This is a genomic window from Microvirga sp. P4_A5 (assembly GCF_056402495.1).
The window spans coordinates 1-22,520 of the sequence record NZ_JBFUHH010000073.1 but is presented as its reverse complement, the minus strand read 5'-3'; the positions used below and the strand labels follow the sequence as shown (position 1 = coordinate 22,520).

The window sequence follows — 22,520 nt, the reverse complement described above, 5'->3', positions numbered from 1 at the left end:
ACACAAGTCGCTGCTGGATTGCGCCCTTGAGCGCAACTCGCAGCGAGCCTGTGAGATGCTCGTGCGGCATGTTGATGGATGTGTGAGTTATTCGTTGGAGAGCGGGGCATTGCGATGAGCGACGACGTGCTTCCGACGGTCGGCGAGAGCGCCTACCAGCGGATCCGGGCCGATATTGTATTCGGGCGCCTTTCGCCCGGCAAGAAGCTGAAACTCGAGCAGTTGAAGGCCGATTACGGCGCAAGTATCAGCACGCTTCGCGAAATTCTGAACCGCCTTCACTCCGAACGGCTTGTCGTTGCCGAGGGTCAGAAAGGCTTCGGTGTTTCGCCGGTGTCGATCACCAACTTGAGGGAGATTGCGGCCCTTCGGCAACTGCTCGAGTGTCGAGCGCTCGAACAATCGTTTCGAGCCGGCGATATGGAATGGGAGGGGCGGGTTGTCGCCGCCCACCACCGGCTTGCCAGGATGGAAGAGCGTATGGCGCAGGGCGACAGGGCGCGTACCGAGGAATGGAAACGATATGATTGGCAGTTCCATCAGGCGCTGATCTCCGCCTGCGGATCGAAGATGCTGATCGACAACCATGCGGCGGTCTTCGACAAGTACCTTCGCTACCAGATGATCGCGTTGAGTTATCGCGGGGACATCGCGGCGCGCGAACACGCCTTGCTGCTGGATTGCGCCATGAAGCGAGACGCAGTGCGCGCCTGTGAGGTGCTGACGCGTCATGTTGCAGGCGGCCTTGAGCATGCACTCGCCACCGGAACGATCAGCTAGCAGAGCAAAATGGACGGATTTCGCGACGCTTCCTGAAACCTCGAGAGAAACAGGATTGAAGAGCATGCGTACTGCCATCGCCACCGTTTGCCTGAGCGGCACCCTGACTGAGAAGATCGAAGCCATAGCGGCCGCGCAATTCAAAGGGGTCGAGATCTTTGAGAACGATTTGCTGTCTTTCAACGGTACGCCAGCCCAAGCGCGACGCATGATCGAGGGTTTGGGGCTCAGGACGGTTACCTTCCAGCCCTTTCGTGACTTTGAAGGAATGCCTGAGCCGCAGCGCTCCAAGGTGTTCGGTCGGGCCGAGCGCAAGTTCGACGTTATGGAAGAACTTGGTTGCGATCTTTTGATGGTGTGCAGCAATGTCTCGCCCGACTCCCTCGGGGGGATTGAGCGAGCGGCCGCCGATTTTCATGAACTCGGCGAGCGAGCCGCGAAACGGGGCATGCGAGTGGCCTTCGAGGCCCTCTCCTGGGGCCGACATATCCATGATTACCGCGATTCATGGGAGGTCGTGCGGCGCGCGGACCATCCATCGGTCGGGCTGGTGCTGGACACCTTCCATGTGCTCGCCCGCGGGACGGATCTTTCGGCGATCCGCTCCATCCCGGCTGAGCGTATCTTCCTCGTGCAGATGGCCGATGCGCCGAAGCTCGACATGGACTATCTATCCTGGAGCCGACACTATCGCTGCTTTCCGGGCCAGGGTGACCTCCCCATCGACGATTTCATGCTCGCGCTCTGCGCAACCGGGTTCGACGGTCTCCTCTCCCTGGAGATATTCAATGATCGCTTCCGTGCGGGTTCAGCGCGCAGCGTCGCCATCGATGGCCAGCGCTCCATGATCGCCATGCTCGATGATCTGCGTGGGCGAACCGGGGTGGCTTTTGACGATCTCCCGGGTCTTACACCCAAAGCCGCATGTTCCGGCATCGAGTTCGTCGAGTTCGCGGTGGACGAAGGCTCTGCCATCGGATTTGAAAAAACTCTGACCGGGCTCGGTTTCAAGAAGGCTGGGATCCATCGCTCGAAGTCTGTGACCCGCTGGCGGCAAGGTGACATCAACATTGTCATGAATTCTGACAAGGAAGGCTTCGCGCATTCTTTCAACATTGCGCACGGAACATCGGTATGCGCCCTAGGCCTGAGGGTCGACGACGCTTCGAAAACTGTGGGCCGGGCAATCGCGCTTTTGGACCAACCCTTTCGGCAGCCCGTCGGACGTGGAGAGATGGATATCCCGGCGGTTCGTGGGCTTGGGGGCAGTCTGCTGTACTTCATCGGCCATACGGCCGAGCTCGATAGCCCATGGGACGTCGATTTCGAGCCCGTTGAGGAGCGGGACTTCACAGGAGCAGGGCTGACAAACGTCGATCATGTCTCCCAGTCCATGCAGTACGAGGAGATGCTGACGTGGCTCCTATTCTACACATCGCTTCTTGATGTGCAGAAGACAAAGGTTCAGTCGGTGATCGATCCCGGCGGCGTAGTGCAGAGCCAGGCCGTCGAGACGCGCGACGGCTCGCTCCGATTGGTGCTCAACGCCTCGCAGAGCCGCCAAACCTTGTCGTCTCGCTTTTTGAACGAACTCCTCGGGTCCGGGGTGCAACACATCGCCCTCGCGACCGGTGATGTCTTCTCGACCGTGGAGCGCCTGAAGGCGAACGGAGTCGACCTCCTGCCGATTCCGGAAAACTATTACGATGACCTTGAAGCGAGGACGGATCTTACCGCTGAAGATCTCATACGGCTCCGATCGGACAATATCCTGTACGACCGCGATGGTGGCAACGAGTACTTTCAAGCCTACACCAAGGCGATGGACGGTGGTTTTTTCTTCGAGATCGTAGAGCGGCGCAAATACCAGGGCTATGGCGCGGCGAACGCGTCGATCCGCCTCGCGGCCCAGTCACGCCTCGCAACGGATAGGGTGCCAGGGCTCTGACGCTGCGGGGGGCCGGAACGTCAGCCCGTCTGCGTCAGGAGAATGTCAGACCGATGATAGTATTTCATTGCGACGGATGGCGTCGTCAGTTCTCGCCGTTGGTCAATCCAAGGGAGTGAGGATCAGAGAATCGCCATCGAGGCTGACCTGAACCGGCAGATTGCGGAACTTTTGTCCGAGGTCGTCGGCCGTTTTGTAGAGGCCGTTGACGGCAACCAGTTCCGGCATGAATTTGCGGCAGAAAATTCGAGCGGTCGAATTCCCGGTGCAACCTGCGACGGCTCGTCCACGGAGCGAGCCGTAGATATGGATGGAACCTCCCGCCACGATCTCCGCGCCGGAAGCGACCGATCCTAGAACGGTGACGTCGCCGTTCGGGTGCAGGACAGATTGCCCGGAACGGAGGGAATCCTCAATCGTCAACGTCGGGGCTGGGGCGTCAGCCGTCTCGCGGGTCAACGGCTCCACCCCCTCGAGATCGGCACGATCGACGTGACTGGACAGTTCTCCTCCTGTTATCGCCTGGGGCATATCCGCATCAATGAACGCGGGGGTTGCGCCTTCCAAGCCCGCAATGCGGATGTCCCGCATTCGCATCGCGGCAAGAAGAAATTTGAGCTCAGACTTCGAAGGCTTGAGCGCAGACACGTCGAGAATGACAGGCCGGCCGGAGAAGAACCCAGGCGAATTCCGCGTCAGCGCGTCCAGATCCTCGAGCCAATCGCGCATCGGCACGACGGGTGAAAGAACCAGCGCCAAGAACGATTTTCCGCGGAAGCGAAGTGGGGGGCGAGGGTGAATGACAATGGTCACGGTTGATGAAAATCCTGCAATGCGCTAATCTCGCCGCTTTAGGGTTAACCGCCGGTAAATTTTTGCGCCCCCGTTAAGGAATTGCACCATCCACACAGCCAGTAGCGGAGATGTCATCCGCCGCGTCGCCACTARAAGGTGAGCGCCCGCAGAGCGATGGAGTTCGGAGGATGTGGCAGAGAGGGGGTGGTGCGGCGTTCCGATTTATGCCGCACGACAGAAATAGACGCGGGGACGTTTCGAGCTCAAGTACGCGGGAAATCAATATCAGCATGACCCGGGCCCGAGCGGCCCGGGCTGAAGCTACGGCTCGGCTATCCCTGCGAGGAAGGAATGGGGGCAACTCTCTGTCGGGATCGGCCATGCTCTATGGCAGCATCGGGCCACCGTTGATGTAAAGTCGCGGGCAGGGTAGCATTTCGACAGTTCGCGATGAAACCGAGGACCAATAGGTCTCACCTGTCGTCGCTATGGAGAGGCGCATGAGCCATTATCTCTCGATGTGGACCATCCGACCGCCCGTTTTCACTGGGGAGGCTGTATGACCGCGTCGCCTAACCCGGCCGCCCCCCATCATCTGCCGCCATTCATTACCGCGCCCGGCGAGACCGACGTCCTCATGGTGGTCATGGGTGTGTTTCTGCTCATCGCAGTATTGGCGGTCGGGCTCCTGTTCCTGCGGTTGCATACCCTGCCGGAGCGCATAGCCCACAAGTCCCACAAGCTGCAGTTCGAGATTGTTGCCGTGCTGGGCCTGCTGGCTCTCTTTACGCACATGCATATCTTCTGGGTCGCCGGCTTAATTCTCGCACTGATCGATATTCCCGATTTTGGTGGGCGGCTCGACAGGATGGCGGATTCCCTGGAGGCGATCGCCGGCAAGGTAGCCGACAAGAAAGGGTCCGAAGGGACCGCTGACACGATAACCGACGGTTCGCCCAACCAAAGCCTGGGCGAGGCGCCCGACAAGCAGACCGCGACACCCCGTGTGGACAAGGAGCGGACGCATGCTTGAACTCCTGCTTTGTTCGTTGCTGACGATCTTTCCCGATTATCTCTACCGTCGCTATGCCCAGGGAAAACGGTTCGGCCGGGAAATCACTCTTTACTCGGTCTGGTTTGAGCTCAGATGGGGTATTACGCTCTGCCTGATGCTGACGGTGGGGCTCATCACGGTGGTCTTCTACAACCATCCGGCCACCACCAACGTCACGTCTTTTTTTAGGACGGTCCCGATTGTTCCCGAAGGTTTCGGCCGTGTCGCTGAGATCAATGTGGGCGTGAGCGAGCGAATCGCCGAAGGCGCGCCGATTTTCCGACTGGATAGCGAGAAGCAGGAAGCGGCCGTGGAAAGTGCCCGCCGCAAGATTGCTGAAACCGAGGCCGCGATGGTGGTTGCGAGGGCCGATATACAGGCGGCCGATGGCAAGATCCGAGAAGCCAGAAGCGCCTATCAGCAGGCCGTGGATGAACTCGAAACGAAGCAGGATCTCTACCGTCGCAACCCGGGCAATGTGGCTTTCCGAGAAATCGAGAGGCTTCAGGTAACTGTCGAGGGGCGCCAAGGTGCGATCGATGCCGCCGTCGCAGGCAAAGACGAAGCCCAGGCGCGGATCGCGAGCCTCCTCCCGGCGGAAAAAGCAAGCGCGGAAGCGGCCCTTGCCGAGGCCCAGGTGGCTCTCGACAAGACCGTCATCCGGGCCGGGGTCAGCGGGCGTGTGGAGCAATTCGCTTTGCGGGTCGGCGACATCGTCAACCCGATGATGCGTTCGGCAGGAATTCTCATACCGGAGGAGGCGGGACGGCTCGCGCTCCATGCCGGGTTCGACCAGATTGAGGCACAGGTCATGAAGGTCGGCATGGCGGCCGAAGTGACGTGCGTCTCGAAGCCCTGGACGATCATTCCGATGGTCGTGACGGGTGTGCAGGATTTCATCGCGGCCGGTCAGTTCAGGGGAGGCGAGCAATTGATCGACCCGCAGCAGGTGTCACGACCGGGAACGCTCCTCGTCACACTCGAGCCGCTCTATCAGGGCGCGCTTGACGGTGTGACGCCGGGCAGCAGTTGTATAGCTAACGCCTATTCTAGCAATCATGACGCGCTCGCCGCGAAAGATATCGGAACCATGAGACGCGTAGCCCTCCACGCGGTGGACGCCGTCGGGATCGTGCACGCGATGCTCCTTAGGATCCAAGCGTTGCTGTTGCCCATCAAAACCCTTGTCTTCAGCGGGCACTAAAGGGGCCTGGGACAAAGGCCCGATGGGCAGGGCAGGCCTGCGAATTTCGCGAGCCCGGGCCGTTATGAGCAAGAGCGGGTGTTCGCCTCGCTTGCCCCGGCTCACTCCTGACTCTGTTAACGTGGGCGCAGTCCCGGCAGGCTGTGCACATCTCCTATTGTCTCCTTCCACAGCCCGCCCTGGGGATAGCGGCCAGATGCTCCGGGGAGTATGGGTCGAAGCGGGCACCTCCACTGCAGCGAGCCGTCGGGACCAGTTCGCGCTGTGCCGGGGCCCTCGGATGGAGGGGGTTGGGAACCAGCGTCGGGTTTCTCCTTCTGACGCCCGGTCGACTCACGAGAACCAGAGAGCACAACTCTGGCATGGAGAACGGTTTGGCCCTTTTCGCACTCGGCACCTCGTTCTGTATCGCGCTAGCCACACTGATCTCCGCCGAGGTGGTCAAGGCTGTCGGTGGACCGATGTCGCTTTCGCGCTGGCGCATGCTGATCGGCTTCCTCATGCTGGCCGTCATCACCAGCCTCGTGGGAGACTGGGGCAGCGTCTCTGCGGATCATTTGCCACTTATCCTTCTTTCGGGCTTCGTCGCCATCGTCGTGGCTGACCCGGCGCTGAACGCCGGCATCGCGCTTATCGGGGCGCGGCGAACAGGCCTGATATTTTCACTGAGCGCGCCCTTTGCCGCAGCGTTGGGTTTTCTTATCCTCGGGGAAAAGCTTGGTCTCGGGCAACTGTTGGGCTGCACACTGATCGCGTCCGGAATTGCCTTCGCGGTCGGCTTCAATCGAAAGCCTGGTCCGGTTGCAAACAGCGATATCGGCCGATACAGCCTCGTTCACGCCGAAGTGCGATTATCGGCGGCTGGCGTCTTGCTGGTCGTGCTTGCGGCCTTCGGTCAGGCGATTGGAATCCTCTCCATGCGACCGGTGATGCAGGACAGTCCGGATCCTTTCGCCGTGATGGCGCTCCGGGCACTCGTGGCCGTCATCGTTCTCTGGGCTTACCATCTCGGATCCCCCAGGACGTGGAAAAATTCTTTCAATATTCCCGACGGACGAACGCTCGCCCGCGTTTCGCTGGGTGTCTTTATCGGCTACGTCGTGGGCATGTCGATGTTGATGATCGCCCTGACGGAGACCAGCGTGGCCGTCGCCTCCACATTATCGTCGATGGCGCCAGTTGCGATCCTTCCGTTGCTTTGGCTGCGGACAGGCACGAGGCTGCCGTGGCAGGCATGGTGCGGCGCGGCCGTGACGGTCGCCGGCACCGCGGTGCTCTTCTGGCGATAGGAGTTCGTCTCGCAGCGAGGTCGCGCGTCTACACTAGGCTGAGGATGCGCAGAACTCTACCAACCATGACCGCGAAGCGGGGCCGTTGTATGGGCTCGTTGGAGCTCCATCATGGCCCCACACAGGTTATTCTTTCACTGCTCCGGTCATGGAAGAAACGTAGTAATCGACGAAGAACGAGTATAGCAGGACGACCGGGAGCGAACCCAGAAGTGCGCCTGCCATCAGCGCCCCCCATTCGTAGACGTCACCCCGCACCAGCTCGGTCAATACGCCGACTGGCACCGTCTTGTTCTCTGAGGACTGAATGAAGGTCAGCGCGTAGATGAACTCGTTCCACGAAAGCGTAAACGCGAAGATGCCGGCCGAGATGAGACCGGGGATTGCGAGCGGGAGCATGATCCGAATGAGGATCTGCCATCGCGAAGCGCCATCGACGAGCGCGCATTCCTCGAGTTCATAAGGGATCGACCGGAAATATCCCATGAGCAGCCAGGTGCAGAACGGGATGAGGAATGTCGGATAGGTAAAAATCAGCGCCAGCTTGGTGTCGTAGATTCCGAATTTGAAGATCATCACCGCGAGAGGGATGAACAAGATCGACGGAGGCACCAGGTAGGCGAGAAAGATGGCAAGGCCGGTCCAGCGGGACCCGGGAAATCGAACGCGTTCGATTGCATAGGCGGCGAAAACGGATGCGACGAGCGAAATGATCGTGGAACCGACCGACACGAGCATCGTGTTGAGAAGCCAGCTTGGATAGGACGTCTCGAACAAAAGATAACGGATATGCTGGAATGTCGGGCTGTCCGGCCAGAGCGGATTGTATTCGCGAAAATTGGTGAGTTCCTCGTTCGGCTTCAGGGCCGTGATGGTCATCCAGTAGAATGGGAACAGGAGAACGAACACGAAGACGAGAAGCGGAAGGTAGACCGTCAGAAGCCGTCGCGGGGCCTGATTGAGATAGCTCATGCCGACGCTCTCGTCGGCGAGGCTGACCTGGGGAGGAGTCTTGAGGGTCGCGGCCATCAATCGGTTCCCCCTTGTTGCCAACGGCGGCGTTGCAAGCCGAAATAGCTGAACAATATCGCACCGAGCAGGAACGGCACCATCGCGACAGCGATCGCCGCACCTTCGGCCAGTTGTCCACCCGGGATCGCGCGCTGGAAACTCAAAGTCGCCATCAGGTGCGTCGCATTCAAGGGGCCTCCGCGAGTCAGCACGTAGATGAGTTGAAAATCCGTGAAGGTGAAGAGCACCGAGAATGTCATGACCACTGCGATGAGAGGCGACAGCATGGGGAGCGTGATGAAACGGAATCGCTGCCATGAAGTGGCCCCGTCAAGCGTCGCGGCTTCGTGCAGCGATGGCGAGATCGTCTGCAGACCGGCGAGCAGCGTGATGGCGACGAACGGAATACCGCGCCACACATTGGTCAGGATGACGGTAATGCGAGCATTCGTGGTGTCTCCAAGAAAATTGATGGGAGTCTGGATGAGGCCGAGCTTTAAGAGGGCCCAGGAGATAATCGAATACTGGGTGTCGTAGATCCACCAGAATGCGATTGCCGAGAGCACCGTCGGCACAACCCATGGCAACAGCACGATGGCACGGATAAACGCCTTGAAAGGCAGATGTTCATTAAGGAGAAGGGCAAGCCACAGACCGAGGGCGAATTTCAGGATCGAGGCTGCGACGGTGTAGAGGATCGTGTTGAACACCGAGAGCCAGAACAGGCTGTCCTCCCAGAGCGACCGGTAGTTTTCGAGGCCAATGAAAACGCCGTCTCGACCGATCCTCGTATCGGTGAAGCCAAGCCAGACTCCCAATCCGAGCGGATAAGTCAGAAAGACAAGCAGAAAGATCGCCGCCGGCAGCATGAAGAGCAGGCCGATTATCCCTCTTCTCTGCATCAACGGCAGCGCGGCCGGGGCCAGCATTGCGGCGTCGTCAGCGACGGATGCTTGCGTCATGGAAATTCCCCGTTGTTTCGGGAAGTGCAGGGCGGCGTCTCGCGGCGCCGCCCTGCAACGCTCAAACGCGATAGTAGCGGTTTGCGCGCTGCTCCGCGCGTTTCATCGCTTCTTCGGGGGTACGCTGGCCCGTTGCGGCCTCAGCCACCATGTCGACCATCACGTAATCCGCCATAGTCGCGGCCGATGCATAACCGAGAGGTCCGGCATATCCGTTCGGCCGCAGCGTCGACGATGCACGCTTGTACGGCTCGTTCACGGGATCGGCCGTCCAGATCGGGTTATCGATCATGCCCTTCAACGGCGGGCAACAATAGGCGCTGGAACCCGAAATCCACGCATCCATCTGCGGCTTATCGAGCATGTATTGCAGATAGGCCCGAGCAGCATTGGGATACTTCGAGTAGCGGAAGATCACCGCGGAGGTCGTCTGGTGCAATTCCACCGGCTGGCCCACGGGTCCGGTCGGCAGGACTGTCGAACGGATGTCCTTGGCGAGGTCCGCCATTTTTGGATCGTTCTTTGCCGAATAGTAGAGAGATACGCCGTTCGCCGTCACGGAGATGTCGCCGGAGAGGAAAACGCGGTTGTTGTTGATGTCGAGCCAGCTTTCGGTGCCCGGGATGAAGGTCTGGTAGAGTTCGCGTGCAAATTGAAGCGCCTTCATCGTCTCCGGCGAGTTGATGACCACCTTACCGCTCTCATCGACCATCTTCCCGCCGTGGCTCCAGACGATCCAATGCGCGAAGTTGTTGCCGTCGCCCACGGCCTTGCCCAGCGCGAAGCCAGCGGGCTTGCTCTTGGCCTTCAGGGCCTTGCACATCTCCAGGAACTCGTCCGTTTTCTCGGGAAATTTCGAGAAGCCGGCTTCCTTGAGCATGCTATCGCGGTAGAGAATTCCATTGCCGATCGCGGCGAGCGGAAGTGCGATGAACTTGCCGTCTTTCTTGGCGTAACCTTCGAGGCCGGGATAATACCCACCATAGCGGGTCGCAAAGTCAGTTGCGATATCCGTCACGTCGAGGAGCTTATCGGGGTACTGGAACGGATCGTCGAACCACACCAGCATGACGTCCGGACCCGCACCCACATTCGCCGCGACGGCGGCCTTGGGGCGGATGTCCTCCCAGCTCTCCTTGTCGACTCGCACCTCGACGCCCGTCGCCTCGGTGAATTTCTTGCTGTTGGCAAGCCAGGCATCCTCGTCCCCCTTCACGAAGGGCGTCCAGCGCAGCACCCGTAAAGTGGCGCCGGCCTCTGGCTTGAAGGATGGCGCCGCCCCTTGCGCGAAAGCGGGTCTGGCGCCGAGGAGCTGGGCTCCAGCCGCGCCCGCCGCGACTCCGGCAGTTCCGAGAAGCAGATCACGTCTAGACAGCGTCATCGTCGGTTCCTCCGCAATCCGGGATCTATGAAGAGTCACGCAGCCGTCCCGGTAGAACCGCGCGCGTAAAGGTTCAGTTCAGTCGGTGCCCGGTCTCCTTGTCGAAGAGATGCACATGGGCGGGATCGGGGGTCACATGAATGATTTCACCTGGCCTCGCGCTAATCCGCTCGCGGAAGACGCATACGATATCGTGTCCACCCGCCTTCGCCACGACCTGGGTCTCTGAACCGGTGGGCTCGATCACGATCACCTCGATCGGAATACCCTCGGCTCCGGTGAGTAGAAAATGCTCCGGCCGGATGCCGTAGCAGACTGGCCGTCCGGCCGGGGCCGCCGGCGCATTTCCAAGTGGGAGCAGAAGATTCCCGACGGCAAAGCTTCCGCCGTCGATCCGGCCCTCCAGTACGTTCATCGACGGCGAGCCGATGAAGCCGGCTACGAAAAGATTGACCGGTCTGTCGTAGAGTTCAAGCGGTGCACCGATTTGTTCGACGATTCCGTCATGCATCACGACGATCTTGTCGGCCATCGTCATGGCCTCGATCTGGTCGTGGGTCACATAGACGGTCGTTGTCTCAAGGCGCTGATGCAGCGCCTTGATCTCGCCCCGCATCGACACGCGGAGTTTCGCATCCAGGTTTGAAAGGGGTTCGTCGAACAAAAACACCTGCGGGTCGCGCACGATCGCGCGCCCCATGGCCACCCGTTGACGCTGCCCACCGGAGAGCTGTCGCGGATATCGATCAAGGAGCGGCGTGAGACCGAGAATTTCCGCCGCGCGATTGACCTTGCTGGCGATCTCGCTTTTGGGCGCATTTTTCAACTTGAGCGAAAAGGCCATGTTGTCGGCGACCGTCATATGGGGGTAGAGCGCATAGTTCTGGAATACCATCGCGATGTCGCGTTCTTTGGGTGGCAGGTTATTGACCACCCRTGGGCCGATGCGAATTTCACCGCCGGTGATATTTTCCAAGCCGGCAATCATGCGTAACAACGTTGACTTACCGCAGCCTGATGGTCCCACGAGGATGACGAACTCGCCATCCTCGATGTCCACCGATACGCCATGGATGACCTGGGTCGCACCATACGCCTTTTTCACGTCTCGAATTTCAACGGATGCCATGGATCACCTGCTTCGGCGTAAAAATCGGAAGGGCGGGCAGCGGCGAAGGCGGACCGAGTCGACCCGGCAGACAGGGCGGGTACACGACCGGCACGTGGATGCCGTGGGGACGGCGTCGCGGCATGCGTTTCCTCCAAAATCGCCACACTCTAGAACCGCTCGTCTCATGCGAGCTTGGCGCAATAACCGCCCGCCATTATTCGAGAAGTATTGCCCCAAGATCAAGCGCTCAGGTTGCGTCCTTGCAAATCCCTGGGGCAACATTCTTGCGCCGAGCCCGTTGATCAGCGTTGGCATCGCCGTATTGTGCCCTGGTTTGAGGCCAGGACTTCGATACCTCATACTTTCGTCGATAAGAGAACGGATCGTTGCCAAGGCAAAATCCAGGCGTCAAAGTGACCAGAACCGGAAGGAGCCCCGCCGATGGAAGTTCTGATACTCGGGGCGGCAGGCATGGTTGGCCGCAAACTCGTAGAACGGCTGGTCAGGGAGCGGCGGATCGGGAGCCGCGAAATCTCCAGCGCGATCCTGCATGACGTCGTTGAGCCCCAAGTGCCCCAAGCGGCCCCGTTTCCTATCCAAACTCTGACGTCCGACTTTTCCGCGCCCGGGGCGGCCGGCAAGCTTGTCGCGAGCCGTCCCGAAATGATCTTTCACCTCGCCGCGGTGGTCTCCGGCGAGGCGGAGGCTGATTTCGACAAGGGAACCCTTATCAACCTCGATGGCACGCGCCAACTGTTCGACGCGATCCGGGTCATCGGAGACGGCTATCGCCCGCGCCTCGTCTTCACATCATCGATCGCGGTCTTCGGCGCTCCCTTCCCGGAGGCCATCGGCGACGAATTCTTCCTGACGCCGCTCACCAGCTATGGCACCCAGAAGGCCATCGGCGAATTGCTGCTCTCGGATTACACGCGGCGCGGATTTTTCGACGGAGTGGGCATCCGACTCCCGACGATCTGCGTGCGACCTGGCTTGCCCAACAAGGCCGCGTCGGGATTTTTCTCCGGCATCATCCGCGAGCCCCTCAGCGGGCACGACGCCGTGCTGCCCGTTCCCGATGACGTGCGCCACACTCATGCATCTCCTCGCTCCGCAGTCAATTTTCTGATGCATGCCGCGGCGCTGGACGGCACGGCACTTGGACCGCGGCGGAATCTGACGATGCCGGGCGTCTCGGTCACCGTCGCCGAACAAATCGAAGCACTTCGCCGCATTGCGGGCGACCGCGTCGCGACACGTATTCGCCGCGAGCCTGACCCGACCATACTGAGCATCGTCGAGGGTTGGCCGCGCCGGTTCGACGCGCGCCGCGCCAAGGCCCTCGGTTTTCGCGCGGAGGAAAACTTCGACGAGATCATCCGCATCCATATCGAAGAAGAACTGGGCGGCGCATTCGTTGCTTGAACTCAAGCTTCCGTGAGGAGTTGGCGATGGACGGAAACAAGCGATTCCTGGGGCGACGGGCGGTCGTGACCGGGGGGGCATCCGGAATCGGCCTCGGGGTGACCGCGCGGTTGGCGGCAGAGGGCGCGCGGGTTGCCATCTGGGATATGAACGAAGTTGGGATGGCTGAAACGCGAAGCTTGATCGGCCCCAACCTCGTGGCTATTCGCGTCGATATCACCGACCCCGATGCCGTGAGCGTGGCGTACCAAGAAACCGTGTCTGCCTTGGGCGGCGGCGTTGATATCCTGGTTGCGGCCGCCGGGATCACGGGGCCCAATACAACCACCTGGGAATATCCCGTGGAAGACTGGCGCCGTGTGATCGACGTCAATCTCAACGGCCTGTTTCTCTGTAATCGAGCCGTCATTCCATCGATGATGTCGGGCGGTTACGGGCGCATCGTCAATGTGGCGTCCGTTGCCGGCAAAGAGGGAAATCCGAACGCCTCGGCGTATAGCGCGTCAAAGGCTGCGGTGATCGGCTTGACGAAATCGCTGGGGAAGGAACTGGCCAAAACCGGCATCGTCGTCAATTGCGTGACTCCGGCGGCGGTCCGAACACCGATCTYCGACCAAATGAGCCAGACGCACATCGACTTCATGCTGTCCAAGATCCCGATGGGACGATTCGGGACGGTCGACGAGGTGACGTCGCTCATTTGCTGGCTCGCCAGCGAAGAGTGCTCGTTCACCACTGGCGCCGTTGTCGACATCTCAGGCGGACGCGCGACATACTGATCACTATCAAGCTGCTTCGAAGGGGAAGAAAATGGCGGAGGCCTCCAAGATTGCCATCGTGACCGGTGCGGGGAGCGGTGTCGGCAGAGCAATATGCGAAGCTCTTGTCCGTGTAGGCTTCACGGTCGTCCTCGCGGGGCGGCGAGCGGAAGCGCTCGAGGTAACCGCGCGGGAAATCGATCGTACCGATGCGAAAACCCTATTGGTTCCCACCGATATCACAGACCCTACCTCGGTCGCGGCGCTTTTCTCCAAGACGAAGGAAGCCTTCGGCAGACTCGACCTGCTCGTCAACAACGCAGGCACGAACGCGCCTCCAGTGCCGCTCGAAGAGATCACCTGGGAGCAATGGCGGACAGTGGTCGACACGAATCTCACCGGTGCTTTCCTGTGCACCCAGGAGGCCTTTCGTTTGATGAAATTGCAGGACCCCCGCGGCGGCCGGATCATCAATAACGGGTCCGTCTCGGCTTACGTGCCGCGCCCGAATTCGGCTCCCTACACGGCGACGAAGCACGYGATCCTGGGCTTGACCAAATCAACCGCGCTCGACGGGAGGGCTTACGATATAGCCTGCGGTCAAATCGACATCGGCAATGCCGCAACCGACATGACGTCGAAGATGGCAACCGGCGTCCTGCAGGCGGACGGGAAGCTCGCCATAGAACCGACGATCGATCCGAAGCATGTCGCCGATGCGGTCGCCTACATGGCAGCCCTTCCCCTGAGCGCGAACGTCCAGAACCTGACCGTGATGGCGACAAAAATGCCCTTCATCGGGCGCGGTTGAATCGGCCGCTGCCCCGAACGCGGTATGTTCGTATTGAGGGTAAGGACATGGCTCCCCAGACAAGAACTCAGAACCAAGAGGGGCCCCCCGGGCGCACGCGAGTTGCGGTCATCGGACTTGGCTCGATGGGCTTTGGCATGGCTCAGTCGCTACGCCGCGCCGGCTTGCAGGTGGCCGGCTACGACGTGAGCGAAACCACGGTCGCGCGATTCGTCGGCGAGGGCGGCTACGGCGCCCGGAGCCCGGCCGAGGCGGCCCGCGACGCGGAGGTGGTGGTCTCAGTGGTTGTGAACGCGGCGCAGACCGAGGCTATTCTGTTCGGGCCCGAGAGCGTAGCCGAAGCACTCCCGAAGGGTGCAGTCTTCGTCTCGTCTGCGACCATGGATCCTCAAAATGCACGCGATCTTGCCGCGAAGCTCGAACAAACCGGGCGCCACTATCTCGACGCACCCATCAGCGGCGGTTCCGTCCGCGCCGCCGAAGGCGCTTTGACGATACTGGCCTCCGGTAGCCCGGCTGCTTTCGCAAAAGCGCGAGCCACGCTCGATGCCCTGGCCGCGAAGGTCTATGAACTCGGCGATGAGGCGGGGGCCGGCGCAGCCTTCAAGATGATCAACCAGATGCTCGCCGGCGTTCATATCGCCGCGGCCAGCGAAGCCATTGCGTTTGCAGCCCGGCAGGGCCTCGATATCCGCAAGGTCTACGAGGTCATCACGGCTTCGGCCGGCAATTCGTGGATGTTCGAAAACCGCGTCCCGCACATGCTCGACGGCGATTACACGCCTCGCAGCGCCGTGGACATTTTCGTGAAGGATTTGGGTATTATCCAGGACATGGCGCGTGCCGCGAAATTCCCGGTTCCGGTCACGGCGGCCGCGTTGCAGATGTTCCTGATGGCATCAGGCGCGGGCATGGGCCGGGATGACGACGCCTCGTTGGCGCGGATTTACGCGCGCGTGACCGGCACGGCCTTGCCGGGAGAACCGGGCGGCTGATCTCCCGCATTCATCGCCTTCAACCACCGAGTCTTTCGCAGACAAAGCGATTGCTGACCACATCGAAGCCGGTCCGCGGCGGCGACGTCGGTTTCGATGTCTCGGGTCTATCCCGGGCGAGGAGTTGGCCGTGCCCGGTCGATCCCAGACGTTCGCCATCGCGGCAGATGACGGTGCCTCGCACCAAGGTGGTGACCGGCATTCCCGTGACAACGCGACCCTCGTAAGGGGTCCAGCCAAGCCCGTCGTGCAGGGTGTCGGCAGAAATCGTCATGCGTCGCTTGGGGTCCCACAGCGCTATATCCGCATCGGCGCCCACGGCGATCACGCCCTTTCGCCCACCGAGGCCGTAAAGGCGTGCGGGCTCCGTCGCGGTCACCTCGACAAATCGTTCGAGAGACAGGCGGCCTCCGACGACCCCTTCGGAGAAAATCAGCGGAAGGCGCGCTTCCAAACCGGGCAAACCGTATTGCACGCGGTTGAACGCACTCTCGGGTCCATCTCTCAACTTGCCGTCGGGCCCTTCCATGTCGAAGGCGGAATGGTCGGAAGAGAGGATCGACAGGGTTCCATCAGCGAGCGCCGACCAGACGGCATCCTGGCTCGTCTTGTCACGAAGCGGGGGGCTGCAGCAGAATTTGGCAGCCTCGAAGGCCGGCTGCTTGAGGGATTCGGCTGTGAGAACCAGATATTGGGGGCATGTTTCGGCATAGACCGGCATCCCGCGGCTTTTCGCCCAACGCACCTGCTCGATGGCATCGCCGCTCGACATATGCACGAGCAGGATCGGGACGTTCACCAATTCGGCGAGAGACACTGCGTGATGCACCGCGTCCCGTTCTGCCAGGGATGGGCGCGCATCCGCCAGATGGTGGATCTGGCTGTGTCCGGATTGCAGGAGCCGATCCGTGAACCAGGCGATCAAGTCGTGGCTCTCGGCATGGATCAGGGGCATCGCGCCTTCCCGTCGAATTGCCGTGAGCACATCGAGTGCCGCGCGATCGTCGAGGCGCAAGGCGTCGTACGTCAGATAGATCTTGACCGAGGTGAAGCCCTCGTTGACGAGCGCCGGCAGGTCACGCGCGAGTGTCTGCTCCGTGGCATCGGTCACAATCAGATGGAACCCGTAATCGACAACCGATTTCCCGTGTGCCCGTTTTTTGTAATCCTCGACGACACCGCGCAGGCTCTGCCCACGATGTTGTGCCGCGAACGAGATCAATGTGGTCGTCCCACCAAACGCGGCCGAAACGCTAGCGCTTTCGAAATCATCCGCCGTCCGGGCGCCGCTCGAAACCAACTGGTCGATGTGGCAATGGGCGTCGACGCCACCGGGTAGAACCAACAATCCCCGCGCGTCGATTACTTCGCCCGCCGACTTCAAGTCGGGGCCAATCGCCGCGATGCGACCGTCCCTGATCCCCACGTCCGTCTCTTCAATTCCTCGCGGCGTCACGCCACGACCGTTGCGGACAACAATATCGAATGGTTCGAGGCTCATGGAAATTCCTTCGGCTCAATTCTAACGAGGTGTCGCGATGTTTCGGCGTTGCGTGACCTGTCTGACGGCCACGGGACGATAGCGCCTACGAATGAGCCACAGCCTTGTTTTGCATGCGGGACACGAGCCGGACAAAAGGCCAGAACATGATGAAATAGACGATGGCCGCCGCGACAAGCGGGGTCGGGTTGTAGAGCAGGCCCTGCGCGAGCTGAGCTGATCTCAGCAATTCCTGTAGCGCCACCGCCGAGGCGATGGATGTCTGTTTGACGAGTTCCACGGTGTTGCTCACGAGATCGGGCAGAACGTTTCGAGTACCTTGCGGCACGACGACATACGCCATGCTTTGCGCCCAGCTTAGCCCCGTGGAGCGGGCGGCCTCACGCTGCCCCCTCGGCACAGATTCGAGACCCGCGCGAAAGATTTCGGCGAAATAGCTCGATCCATTGAGAGTCAAGGCAAGCACCGCTGCCGAGAACTCCCCAAGCTTCACCCCAAGAAACGGCAGCCCAAAGAAGATAAAGATGAGTAATACCAGGGGCGGGATGGCTCGCATCGTGTCGACATAGGAGACAAGGAGGAAGCGTAGCAGCTTGCTGCGCGAATCTTGCGCCATGGCGATGGCGACACCCAGTACGATGGAGAGCGGAACCGCGATGGCAGCCAGGCCGAGGGTCATCCAGAGCCCCTGCAGTAGCAAAGGCCAGACCTGCAGCAACACATCCCAGTTGAAGAAAGTGGCGAGAAAATCACTCATCATTATCTCGGATGCGCATAGACCCGCTCCAACCAACGCGTGAACCGCACGAAGGGCAAAAAGAGGACCAGAAAAAGAAGAGCGCCGACGGTGAGCGCCGTCGGATTGGCCACGTTCGACTGGATACTGGAGGTGACGTTCAGAAGTTCTGGGACCGCAACGACGGACCCCAACGTGGTTCCCTTGCTGATCCCGATTGCCCGATTGGTCAGCGGTGGAATCGACATGCGGATAACCTGCGGCAGGATGATATAAGCCAGCGTCTGTGTGAAGTTGAGGCCGGTCGAGCGCCCTGCTTCCCATTGCCCCTTGGCCACCGAGTTGATGCCGGCCCAGAAGATTTCCTCCGCGAAGGCCGACAGAACGATCGCGAGCGCCATCACGGTTGCGGTAATCGGCTCGAGCACGAGGCCGAAATAGGGGAGGGCGAAATAAGCCAGTACGATCAGCACGAGCTGGGGGATTGATCGAAAGAAGTCGATGTAGAAAATGATCAGAAGATTGAGCGGCTTGATGCCGTAGAGCCGCGCAACCGCGATCAACAATCCGAGCGGGATGCCGATCACCACCGTGAGAATCGACATCTGAATGGTAATCAGAAAGCCTTTGATGATATCCGGCCAATAGGCCGACATCAGTGAAAAATCGAAGAAATACCTGATGATCTGTTCCATCGGATCATCAGCTCTTCGTGCGCGTCAAGAACTCACGAATTCGCGGATGCTCAGGCGAGACGAGGATCTCTTCTGGAGTCCCTTCTGCCAGCACGACGCCGTGATCCATGAACACGACGCGATCGGCAACCTCGCGTGCGAACTGCATCTCATGCGTCACGACTATCATGGTCATGCCAAGTTCTTTGGTCCGCACCATCACGTTGAGCACCTCCCCGACCAATTCGGGGTCAAGGGCCGAGGTCGGTTCGTCGAACAGGATCACGTCCGGTTCGAGCGCCATGGCGCGGGCGATCCCAACCCGTTGTTGCTGACCCCCGGAGAGCTGCCCGGGATAGGAATCGGCCTTCTGTGCGAGGCCGACAAGCTCCAGGTGCCGACGGCCCTTCTCATCCGCCTCGGCCTTGGACAGCCCGGCCACCTTGCGCAAGGCCAGGGTCACGTTGCCGAGTGCTGTCCTGTGTGGATAGAGGTTGATGCTCTGGAAGACCATCCCGATGCGGCGGCGCAGAGCGTTGAGATCGACGCCCTTGCCTGTCACCTCGTGGCCGCCGACGAAGATGTGACCCTCCGTCGGCTCCTCGAGACGATTGATGCAACGCAAGCAGGTGCTCTTCCCCGACCCGGACGAGCCAACGATCACGACGGCTTCGCCCTTCTTGACGTCGAGGTTGACGTTTCGAAGGACCTGAACCGAACCGAAAGTCTTTCCCAGGCCTCGGATAACGACGCTATCCTCCCGAGCGCCGCGCTCCCGCTCGCCCGCTCTCATTTGCACGCGGCCTTGCGCTCGGTTGCGTCGTAGCCTTCGAAATCAGGAGCGCCCGTGCCGGGAAACACCTTGCTGGTAGAGGATGCGGCATCCGGCTTCACGCCGAACCACTTCTCGTGGATTTTAGCGAGCGTGCCGTCGGTCTTGAGGCATTCGACGGCTTCTTCGACCTTGGCGCGGAAGGCCGTATCTTCCTTCCGGAAGGCAATGCCGAAATTACGGCCGCTATCGAGCACATAGGCGACTTCCGCGGTCGGGGTCTGGGTCGCCACATAGCGCGAGACCGGCACGTCGGCGACGTTGGCGAAGGCGCGGCCGATCATCACTGCCTGAACCGCATCGGCGTTCTTGTTGTAACGCTGGATCGTGAAACCATACTTGGCTTCGTTGTCCGTCAGCCACTTATCCGAGATGCTGCCATTGTTGACGGTCAGAGGCTTGCCCTTGAGGTCCTCGAGATTGGCAATCGTGCCCCCTTTCTTGACCAGAAACCCAAGGCCCGTTGGCATGTAGGGCTCGCTGAAGAGCATCTGGGCGGCACGTTCGCTCGTGATGTTCGTCGGTGCCGGGATCATCTCGTAGCGCTTTGAGAACAAGCCGGCAAAAATCGCCGAGAAGTTCGCGTCCGTCACCTCAACCCCGGGACGGCCGAGTTTCTTGGCGATGGCGTCGGCGAAATCATAAGTAAAGCCAGTAACTTCGCCTGCGGCCGTCTTGAAGCAGAAGGGGGCAAAGCCCAGGTCGCACGCAACTTTCAATTTTTCGCCGGCTGGATGGTCGGCATCCTGGGCGAGGGCCGGGTAGGACAGCAAAGCGGCGACGGCGAATCCCTGAACAGCAGCGCGGGCGGCCTTGATCGGCAAAAACCTCATAGCTTAGTTCCCTTTATTGTTGAGCGAACGGAGGGTGTCCGATCTTCACCCTAACAGGTGAAATCCATTAGCTGCCTATTACTTGTTGTGGCCCGGGCATAACATGACGTTAAGTCGCTGGGTGTTCCTCTTGGGCAGGGACATGGGGAGGCGGCAGTTCGCGCATCATGGCGACGAAAGCCTGCGCCATTCGCGACAGCGGTTCGAGCCGCGACGTCAAGAGATGAGCGCGCATGGGGGTATGGGGCTCAAGCGGTCGGGAGACGATGCTCGGCCACGTGGCTCCCCGGAGCACGAACTCGTCGACGACCGCGACCCCTGCTCCCGCCTGAACCATCGCGCACGCGATGGGCGTGAACCGAACGATGGTGTTGATTCGGATTTGATGAATTCCGACGCCCAATGCGCGCTCGACCTGAAGGCCGTATGGCGTTTGGGGTCCGTAGCCGATCAGTGGGAAAGGAGCGAGATCGGTCGGTTTGACCACCGATAGCGCCGCCAGGGGATGGTCGCGCGGACAGATCACACGGAGTTCGCCCTCCATGATCGGCACGCACGAAATCGTCGGCTCGTCGACCGGCAGCACGGAAACGCCCAGATCGACTCGGTTGCCACCCACTCGGGCAATGAGATCGTGGATCGTGAGAATTTCGAGTTCGACCCGCACGTCCGTAAACCGCTCACGAAACCGGCCGATTGCTTCGGGAACCAAAGCTTGCCCGACGCTCGGGCTTGCCACCACATGCAGCGCACCGGTCCCTCGCTCACGCAGCTCCTGTGCAAGTTCATTGACCCGCAGCACCCCCTGGTGAACCTGGTCGACCTCTGAGAAGAGGCGCCGCGCCTCCGGAGTGGGATGAACGCGACCTTTCACCCGCTCGAAGAGCGTCAGGCCGAGGCGATCTTCAGTATAGGCCAGCAGGCGGCTGATGGCCGGTTGGGATACGGACAGCAAGCGCGCGGCTCCGCTGATCGAACCCGTTACCATCACGGCTCGGAACACCTCGATCTGCCGCAAATTGAACCGCATCAAGATAACACCTTGTTATGGTAGCCCCAGCAAATAGCATATCTCGGCAGCAGCCATAATCTCTATGGTCGACATGGGACAATAAGTGCGGAGCTGGCCATGGCGCGGATTCTGACCATCAAGGATGTCGAGGCAGCGGTTGCCGGAGGCTCGATTTTCGCCGCAGGTGGCGGTGGATGGCCAGACCACGSCCGGATGCTTGGCACAGCTGCGGTCCTCGCGGGTCAGCCGGAACTTGTTTCGTTGGATGAGGTTCCAGATGACGCGATCATCGCCACCGCCGCGGCGATCGGCGCGCCGGCCGGTACCACCGAATGGGAAATGCGCGGTGTCGACTACGTGCGCGCCGTGGAATTGCTCGAGCAGGCCCTCGGCAAAAAAGTCTACGGCCTGATCATCGGGCAGAACGGCATGTCGAGTACATTGAACGCGTGGCTGCCGGGGGCCATCTTGGGAACAAAGGTGATCGACGCCGTTGGCGATATCCGTGCCCATCCCACCGGGGACATGGGTTCGATCGGCCTCGCCGACAGCCCGGTTGCGACCATCCAAACCGCTGCGGGCGGGAATCGCTCGCAGAATCGCTACATCGAACTGGTCGTCCGGGGTGCAACCGCGAAGGTGTCGCCCATTCTGCGCACCGCTTCCGATATGTCGGGCGGCTTCATCGCGTCATGCCGCAACCCTGTCCCGGCATCCTACGTGCGCAAACATGCGGCGCTGGGGGGCATCTCCATGGCGCTGGCCTTGGGCGAGCGCATCCTCGCTGCGACGCCGAAAGGCGGCGCCGCGGTTCTCGACGCCATCTGCGACGAGACCGGGGGCTCGCTTATCGGTCGAGGGATCGTCGTTTCGAAAGCCGTGCAATATACCGTCGAAGCGTTCGACATCGGAACAATTCAGGTCGGGACGGGCAGGGATGCGTCGATCCTGCACGTGATGAACGAATACATGGCGGTGACGGATCTCGATGGCGGCCGCATGGCCAGCTATCCGGACGTTATTACAACGCTGGACGCCGGTGGTCGCCCTATAAGTGTGGGGCAGGTCCGCGAGGGGATGGAGCTTTTCGTCTTGCGCGTTCGGAAGGATCTCATTCCCTTGAGCGCAAGCGTGACAGACCCGAGCGTCTATCCTTTGGTGGAGAAGGCCCTGGGCCTTGATTTGACCTCGTACGCACTCGGCCGGGTAGCCGACAAACAATAACACGCGGTTATACGCCACGTCCCAATAAGCATAACGCGTTGCGGGCGGCTGTCGCTATGCTCGCACGAAAGACGCCGGTAGTGCCGGCCACAACGAAACGAACAGGTGATACCCAATGAGCGATTTCGATCTCGTCCTTCGTGGCAACGTGGTTCTGTCCGATAAGATCATCGAAGACGGCTAC

21 protein-coding genes are annotated in these 22,520 nt (G+C 60.6%); 10 read left to right on the top strand and 11 right to left on the bottom strand.

Features of this window, described 5'->3' with window-relative positions; translation table 11 throughout:
* Positions 1-114: 114 nt before the first annotated feature.
* Positions 115-780: a GntR family transcriptional regulator gene (locus tag AC1DVM_RS16810; protein ID WP_477256153.1), complete on the top strand. Its 666-nt coding sequence runs from the start codon at positions 115-117 to the stop codon at positions 778-780.
* A 64-nt stretch (positions 781-844) separates the two neighbouring features.
* Entirely contained in the window at positions 845-2,728 is a 1,884-nt protein-coding gene (locus tag AC1DVM_RS16805) for a bifunctional sugar phosphate isomerase/epimerase/4-hydroxyphenylpyruvate dioxygenase family protein (RefSeq protein WP_477256151.1), read from the top strand.
* A gap of 102 nt (positions 2,729-2,830) precedes the next feature.
* Here AC1DVM_RS16805 and minC read toward each other — a convergent pair whose 3' ends face one another.
* A complete protein-coding gene (minC, locus tag AC1DVM_RS16800; RefSeq protein ID WP_477256149.1) occupies positions 2,831-3,541 on the bottom strand; it encodes a septum site-determining protein MinC in 711 nt (236 codons plus the stop codon).
* A gap of 541 nt (positions 3,542-4,082) precedes the next feature.
* Between minC and AC1DVM_RS16795 the strand changes: the two genes are divergently transcribed.
* The 3 genes from AC1DVM_RS16795 to AC1DVM_RS16785 all read left to right on the top strand — a co-directional run bounded on the left by AC1DVM_RS16795 (position 4,083) and on the right by AC1DVM_RS16785 (position 7,070).
* Entirely contained in the window at positions 4,083-4,556 is a 474-nt protein-coding gene (locus tag AC1DVM_RS16795; protein ID WP_477256147.1) for a hypothetical protein, read from the top strand.
* Positions 4,549-5,781: an HlyD family secretion protein gene (locus AC1DVM_RS16790; RefSeq protein WP_477256145.1), complete on the top strand. Its 1,233-nt coding sequence runs from the start codon at positions 4,549-4,551 to the stop codon at positions 5,779-5,781. Before AC1DVM_RS16795 ends, AC1DVM_RS16790 begins: the two co-directional genes overlap by 8 nt.
* Positions 5,782-6,155: 374 nt before the next feature.
* Positions 6,156-7,070: a DMT family transporter gene (locus AC1DVM_RS16785; RefSeq protein ID WP_477256143.1), complete on the top strand. Its 915-nt coding sequence runs from the start codon at positions 6,156-6,158 to the stop codon at positions 7,068-7,070.
* Between the two features lie 126 nt (positions 7,071-7,196).
* Here AC1DVM_RS16785 and AC1DVM_RS16780 read toward each other — a convergent pair whose 3' ends face one another.
* The 4 genes from AC1DVM_RS16780 to AC1DVM_RS16765 form a co-directional block, all read right to left on the bottom strand.
* Positions 7,197-8,099, bottom strand: a complete 903-nt coding sequence (locus tag AC1DVM_RS16780; RefSeq protein WP_477256141.1) for a carbohydrate ABC transporter permease — start codon at positions 8,097-8,099, stop codon at positions 7,197-7,199.
* Positions 8,099-9,010 (bottom strand): carbohydrate ABC transporter permease, encoded by a 912-nt coding sequence (locus AC1DVM_RS16775; RefSeq protein WP_477256157.1) that lies wholly within the window; start codon positions 9,008-9,010, stop codon positions 8,099-8,101. The genes AC1DVM_RS16780 and AC1DVM_RS16775 overlap by 1 nt, the downstream gene beginning before the upstream one ends.
* A gap of 94 nt (positions 9,011-9,104) precedes the next feature.
* On the bottom strand, positions 9,105-10,424 hold the full coding sequence (locus tag AC1DVM_RS16770) for an ABC transporter substrate-binding protein (RefSeq protein ID WP_477256139.1): 1,320 nt from the start codon (positions 10,422-10,424) through the stop codon (positions 9,105-9,107).
* Between the two features lie 73 nt (positions 10,425-10,497).
* The gene (locus tag AC1DVM_RS16765; protein ID WP_477256137.1) at positions 10,498-11,553 is read right to left on the bottom strand and encodes an ABC transporter ATP-binding protein; all 1,056 of its coding nucleotides are present in this window, start codon (positions 11,551-11,553) and stop codon (positions 10,498-10,500) included.
* 423 nt (positions 11,554-11,976) lie between these two features.
* Here AC1DVM_RS16765 and denD point away from each other — a divergent pair, with 423 nt between their 5' ends.
* From denD to ltnD, 4 genes are read left to right on the top strand one after another with little or no spacing between them, the layout of a single operon-like run.
* A complete protein-coding gene (denD, locus tag AC1DVM_RS16760) occupies positions 11,977-12,960 on the top strand; it encodes a D-erythronate dehydrogenase (protein ID WP_477256135.1) in 984 nt (327 codons plus the stop codon).
* Positions 12,961-12,986: 26 nt separating this feature from the next.
* Positions 12,987-13,739 carry an SDR family oxidoreductase gene (locus tag AC1DVM_RS16755; protein WP_477256133.1) on the top strand — a complete coding sequence of 251 codons (753 nt, stop codon included), beginning with the start codon at positions 12,987-12,989 and terminating at the stop codon, positions 13,737-13,739.
* 31 nt (positions 13,740-13,770) lie between these two features.
* A complete protein-coding gene (locus tag AC1DVM_RS16750; RefSeq protein ID WP_477256131.1) occupies positions 13,771-14,529 on the top strand; it encodes an SDR family oxidoreductase in 759 nt (252 codons plus the stop codon).
* 47 nt (positions 14,530-14,576) lie between these two features.
* Positions 14,577-15,524 (top strand): L-threonate dehydrogenase, encoded by a 948-nt coding sequence (ltnD, locus tag AC1DVM_RS16745; protein WP_477256129.1) that lies wholly within the window; start codon positions 14,577-14,579, stop codon positions 15,522-15,524.
* Between the two features lie 19 nt (positions 15,525-15,543).
* Here ltnD and hydA read toward each other — a convergent pair whose 3' ends face one another.
* From hydA to AC1DVM_RS16715, 6 genes are all read right to left on the bottom strand, one after another.
* A complete protein-coding gene (gene hydA / locus AC1DVM_RS16740) occupies positions 15,544-17,025 on the bottom strand; it encodes a dihydropyrimidinase (RefSeq protein WP_477256127.1) in 1,482 nt (493 codons plus the stop codon).
* 85 nt (positions 17,026-17,110) lie between these two features.
* Positions 17,111-17,782: an amino acid ABC transporter permease gene (locus AC1DVM_RS16735; RefSeq protein WP_477256125.1), complete on the bottom strand. Its 672-nt coding sequence runs from the start codon at positions 17,780-17,782 to the stop codon at positions 17,111-17,113.
* Positions 17,783-17,784: 2 nt separating this feature from the next.
* Positions 17,785-18,456 carry an amino acid ABC transporter permease gene (locus AC1DVM_RS16730; protein WP_477256123.1) on the bottom strand — a complete coding sequence of 224 codons (672 nt, stop codon included), beginning with the start codon at positions 18,454-18,456 and terminating at the stop codon, positions 17,785-17,787.
* Positions 18,457-18,463: 7 nt separating this feature from the next.
* Complete coding sequence (locus tag AC1DVM_RS16725) at positions 18,464-19,228, bottom strand: amino acid ABC transporter ATP-binding protein (protein WP_477256155.1); 765 nt, start codon at positions 19,226-19,228, stop codon at positions 18,464-18,466.
* A complete protein-coding gene (locus AC1DVM_RS16720; protein ID WP_477256121.1) occupies positions 19,225-20,100 on the bottom strand; it encodes a substrate-binding periplasmic protein in 876 nt (291 codons plus the stop codon). Before AC1DVM_RS16720 ends, AC1DVM_RS16725 begins: the two co-directional genes overlap by 4 nt.
* Before the next feature lie 109 nt (positions 20,101-20,209).
* Positions 20,210-21,130, bottom strand: coding sequence for a LysR family transcriptional regulator (locus AC1DVM_RS16715; protein WP_477256119.1), 921 nt, complete (start codon positions 21,128-21,130; stop codon positions 20,210-20,212).
* Positions 21,131-21,229: 99 nt separating this feature from the next.
* Between AC1DVM_RS16715 and AC1DVM_RS16710 the strand changes: the two genes are divergently transcribed.
* Complete coding sequence (locus AC1DVM_RS16710; RefSeq protein ID WP_477256117.1) at positions 21,230-22,336, top strand: DUF917 domain-containing protein; 1,107 nt, start codon at positions 21,230-21,232, stop codon at positions 22,334-22,336.
* Positions 22,337-22,520 lie beyond the last annotated feature (184 nt).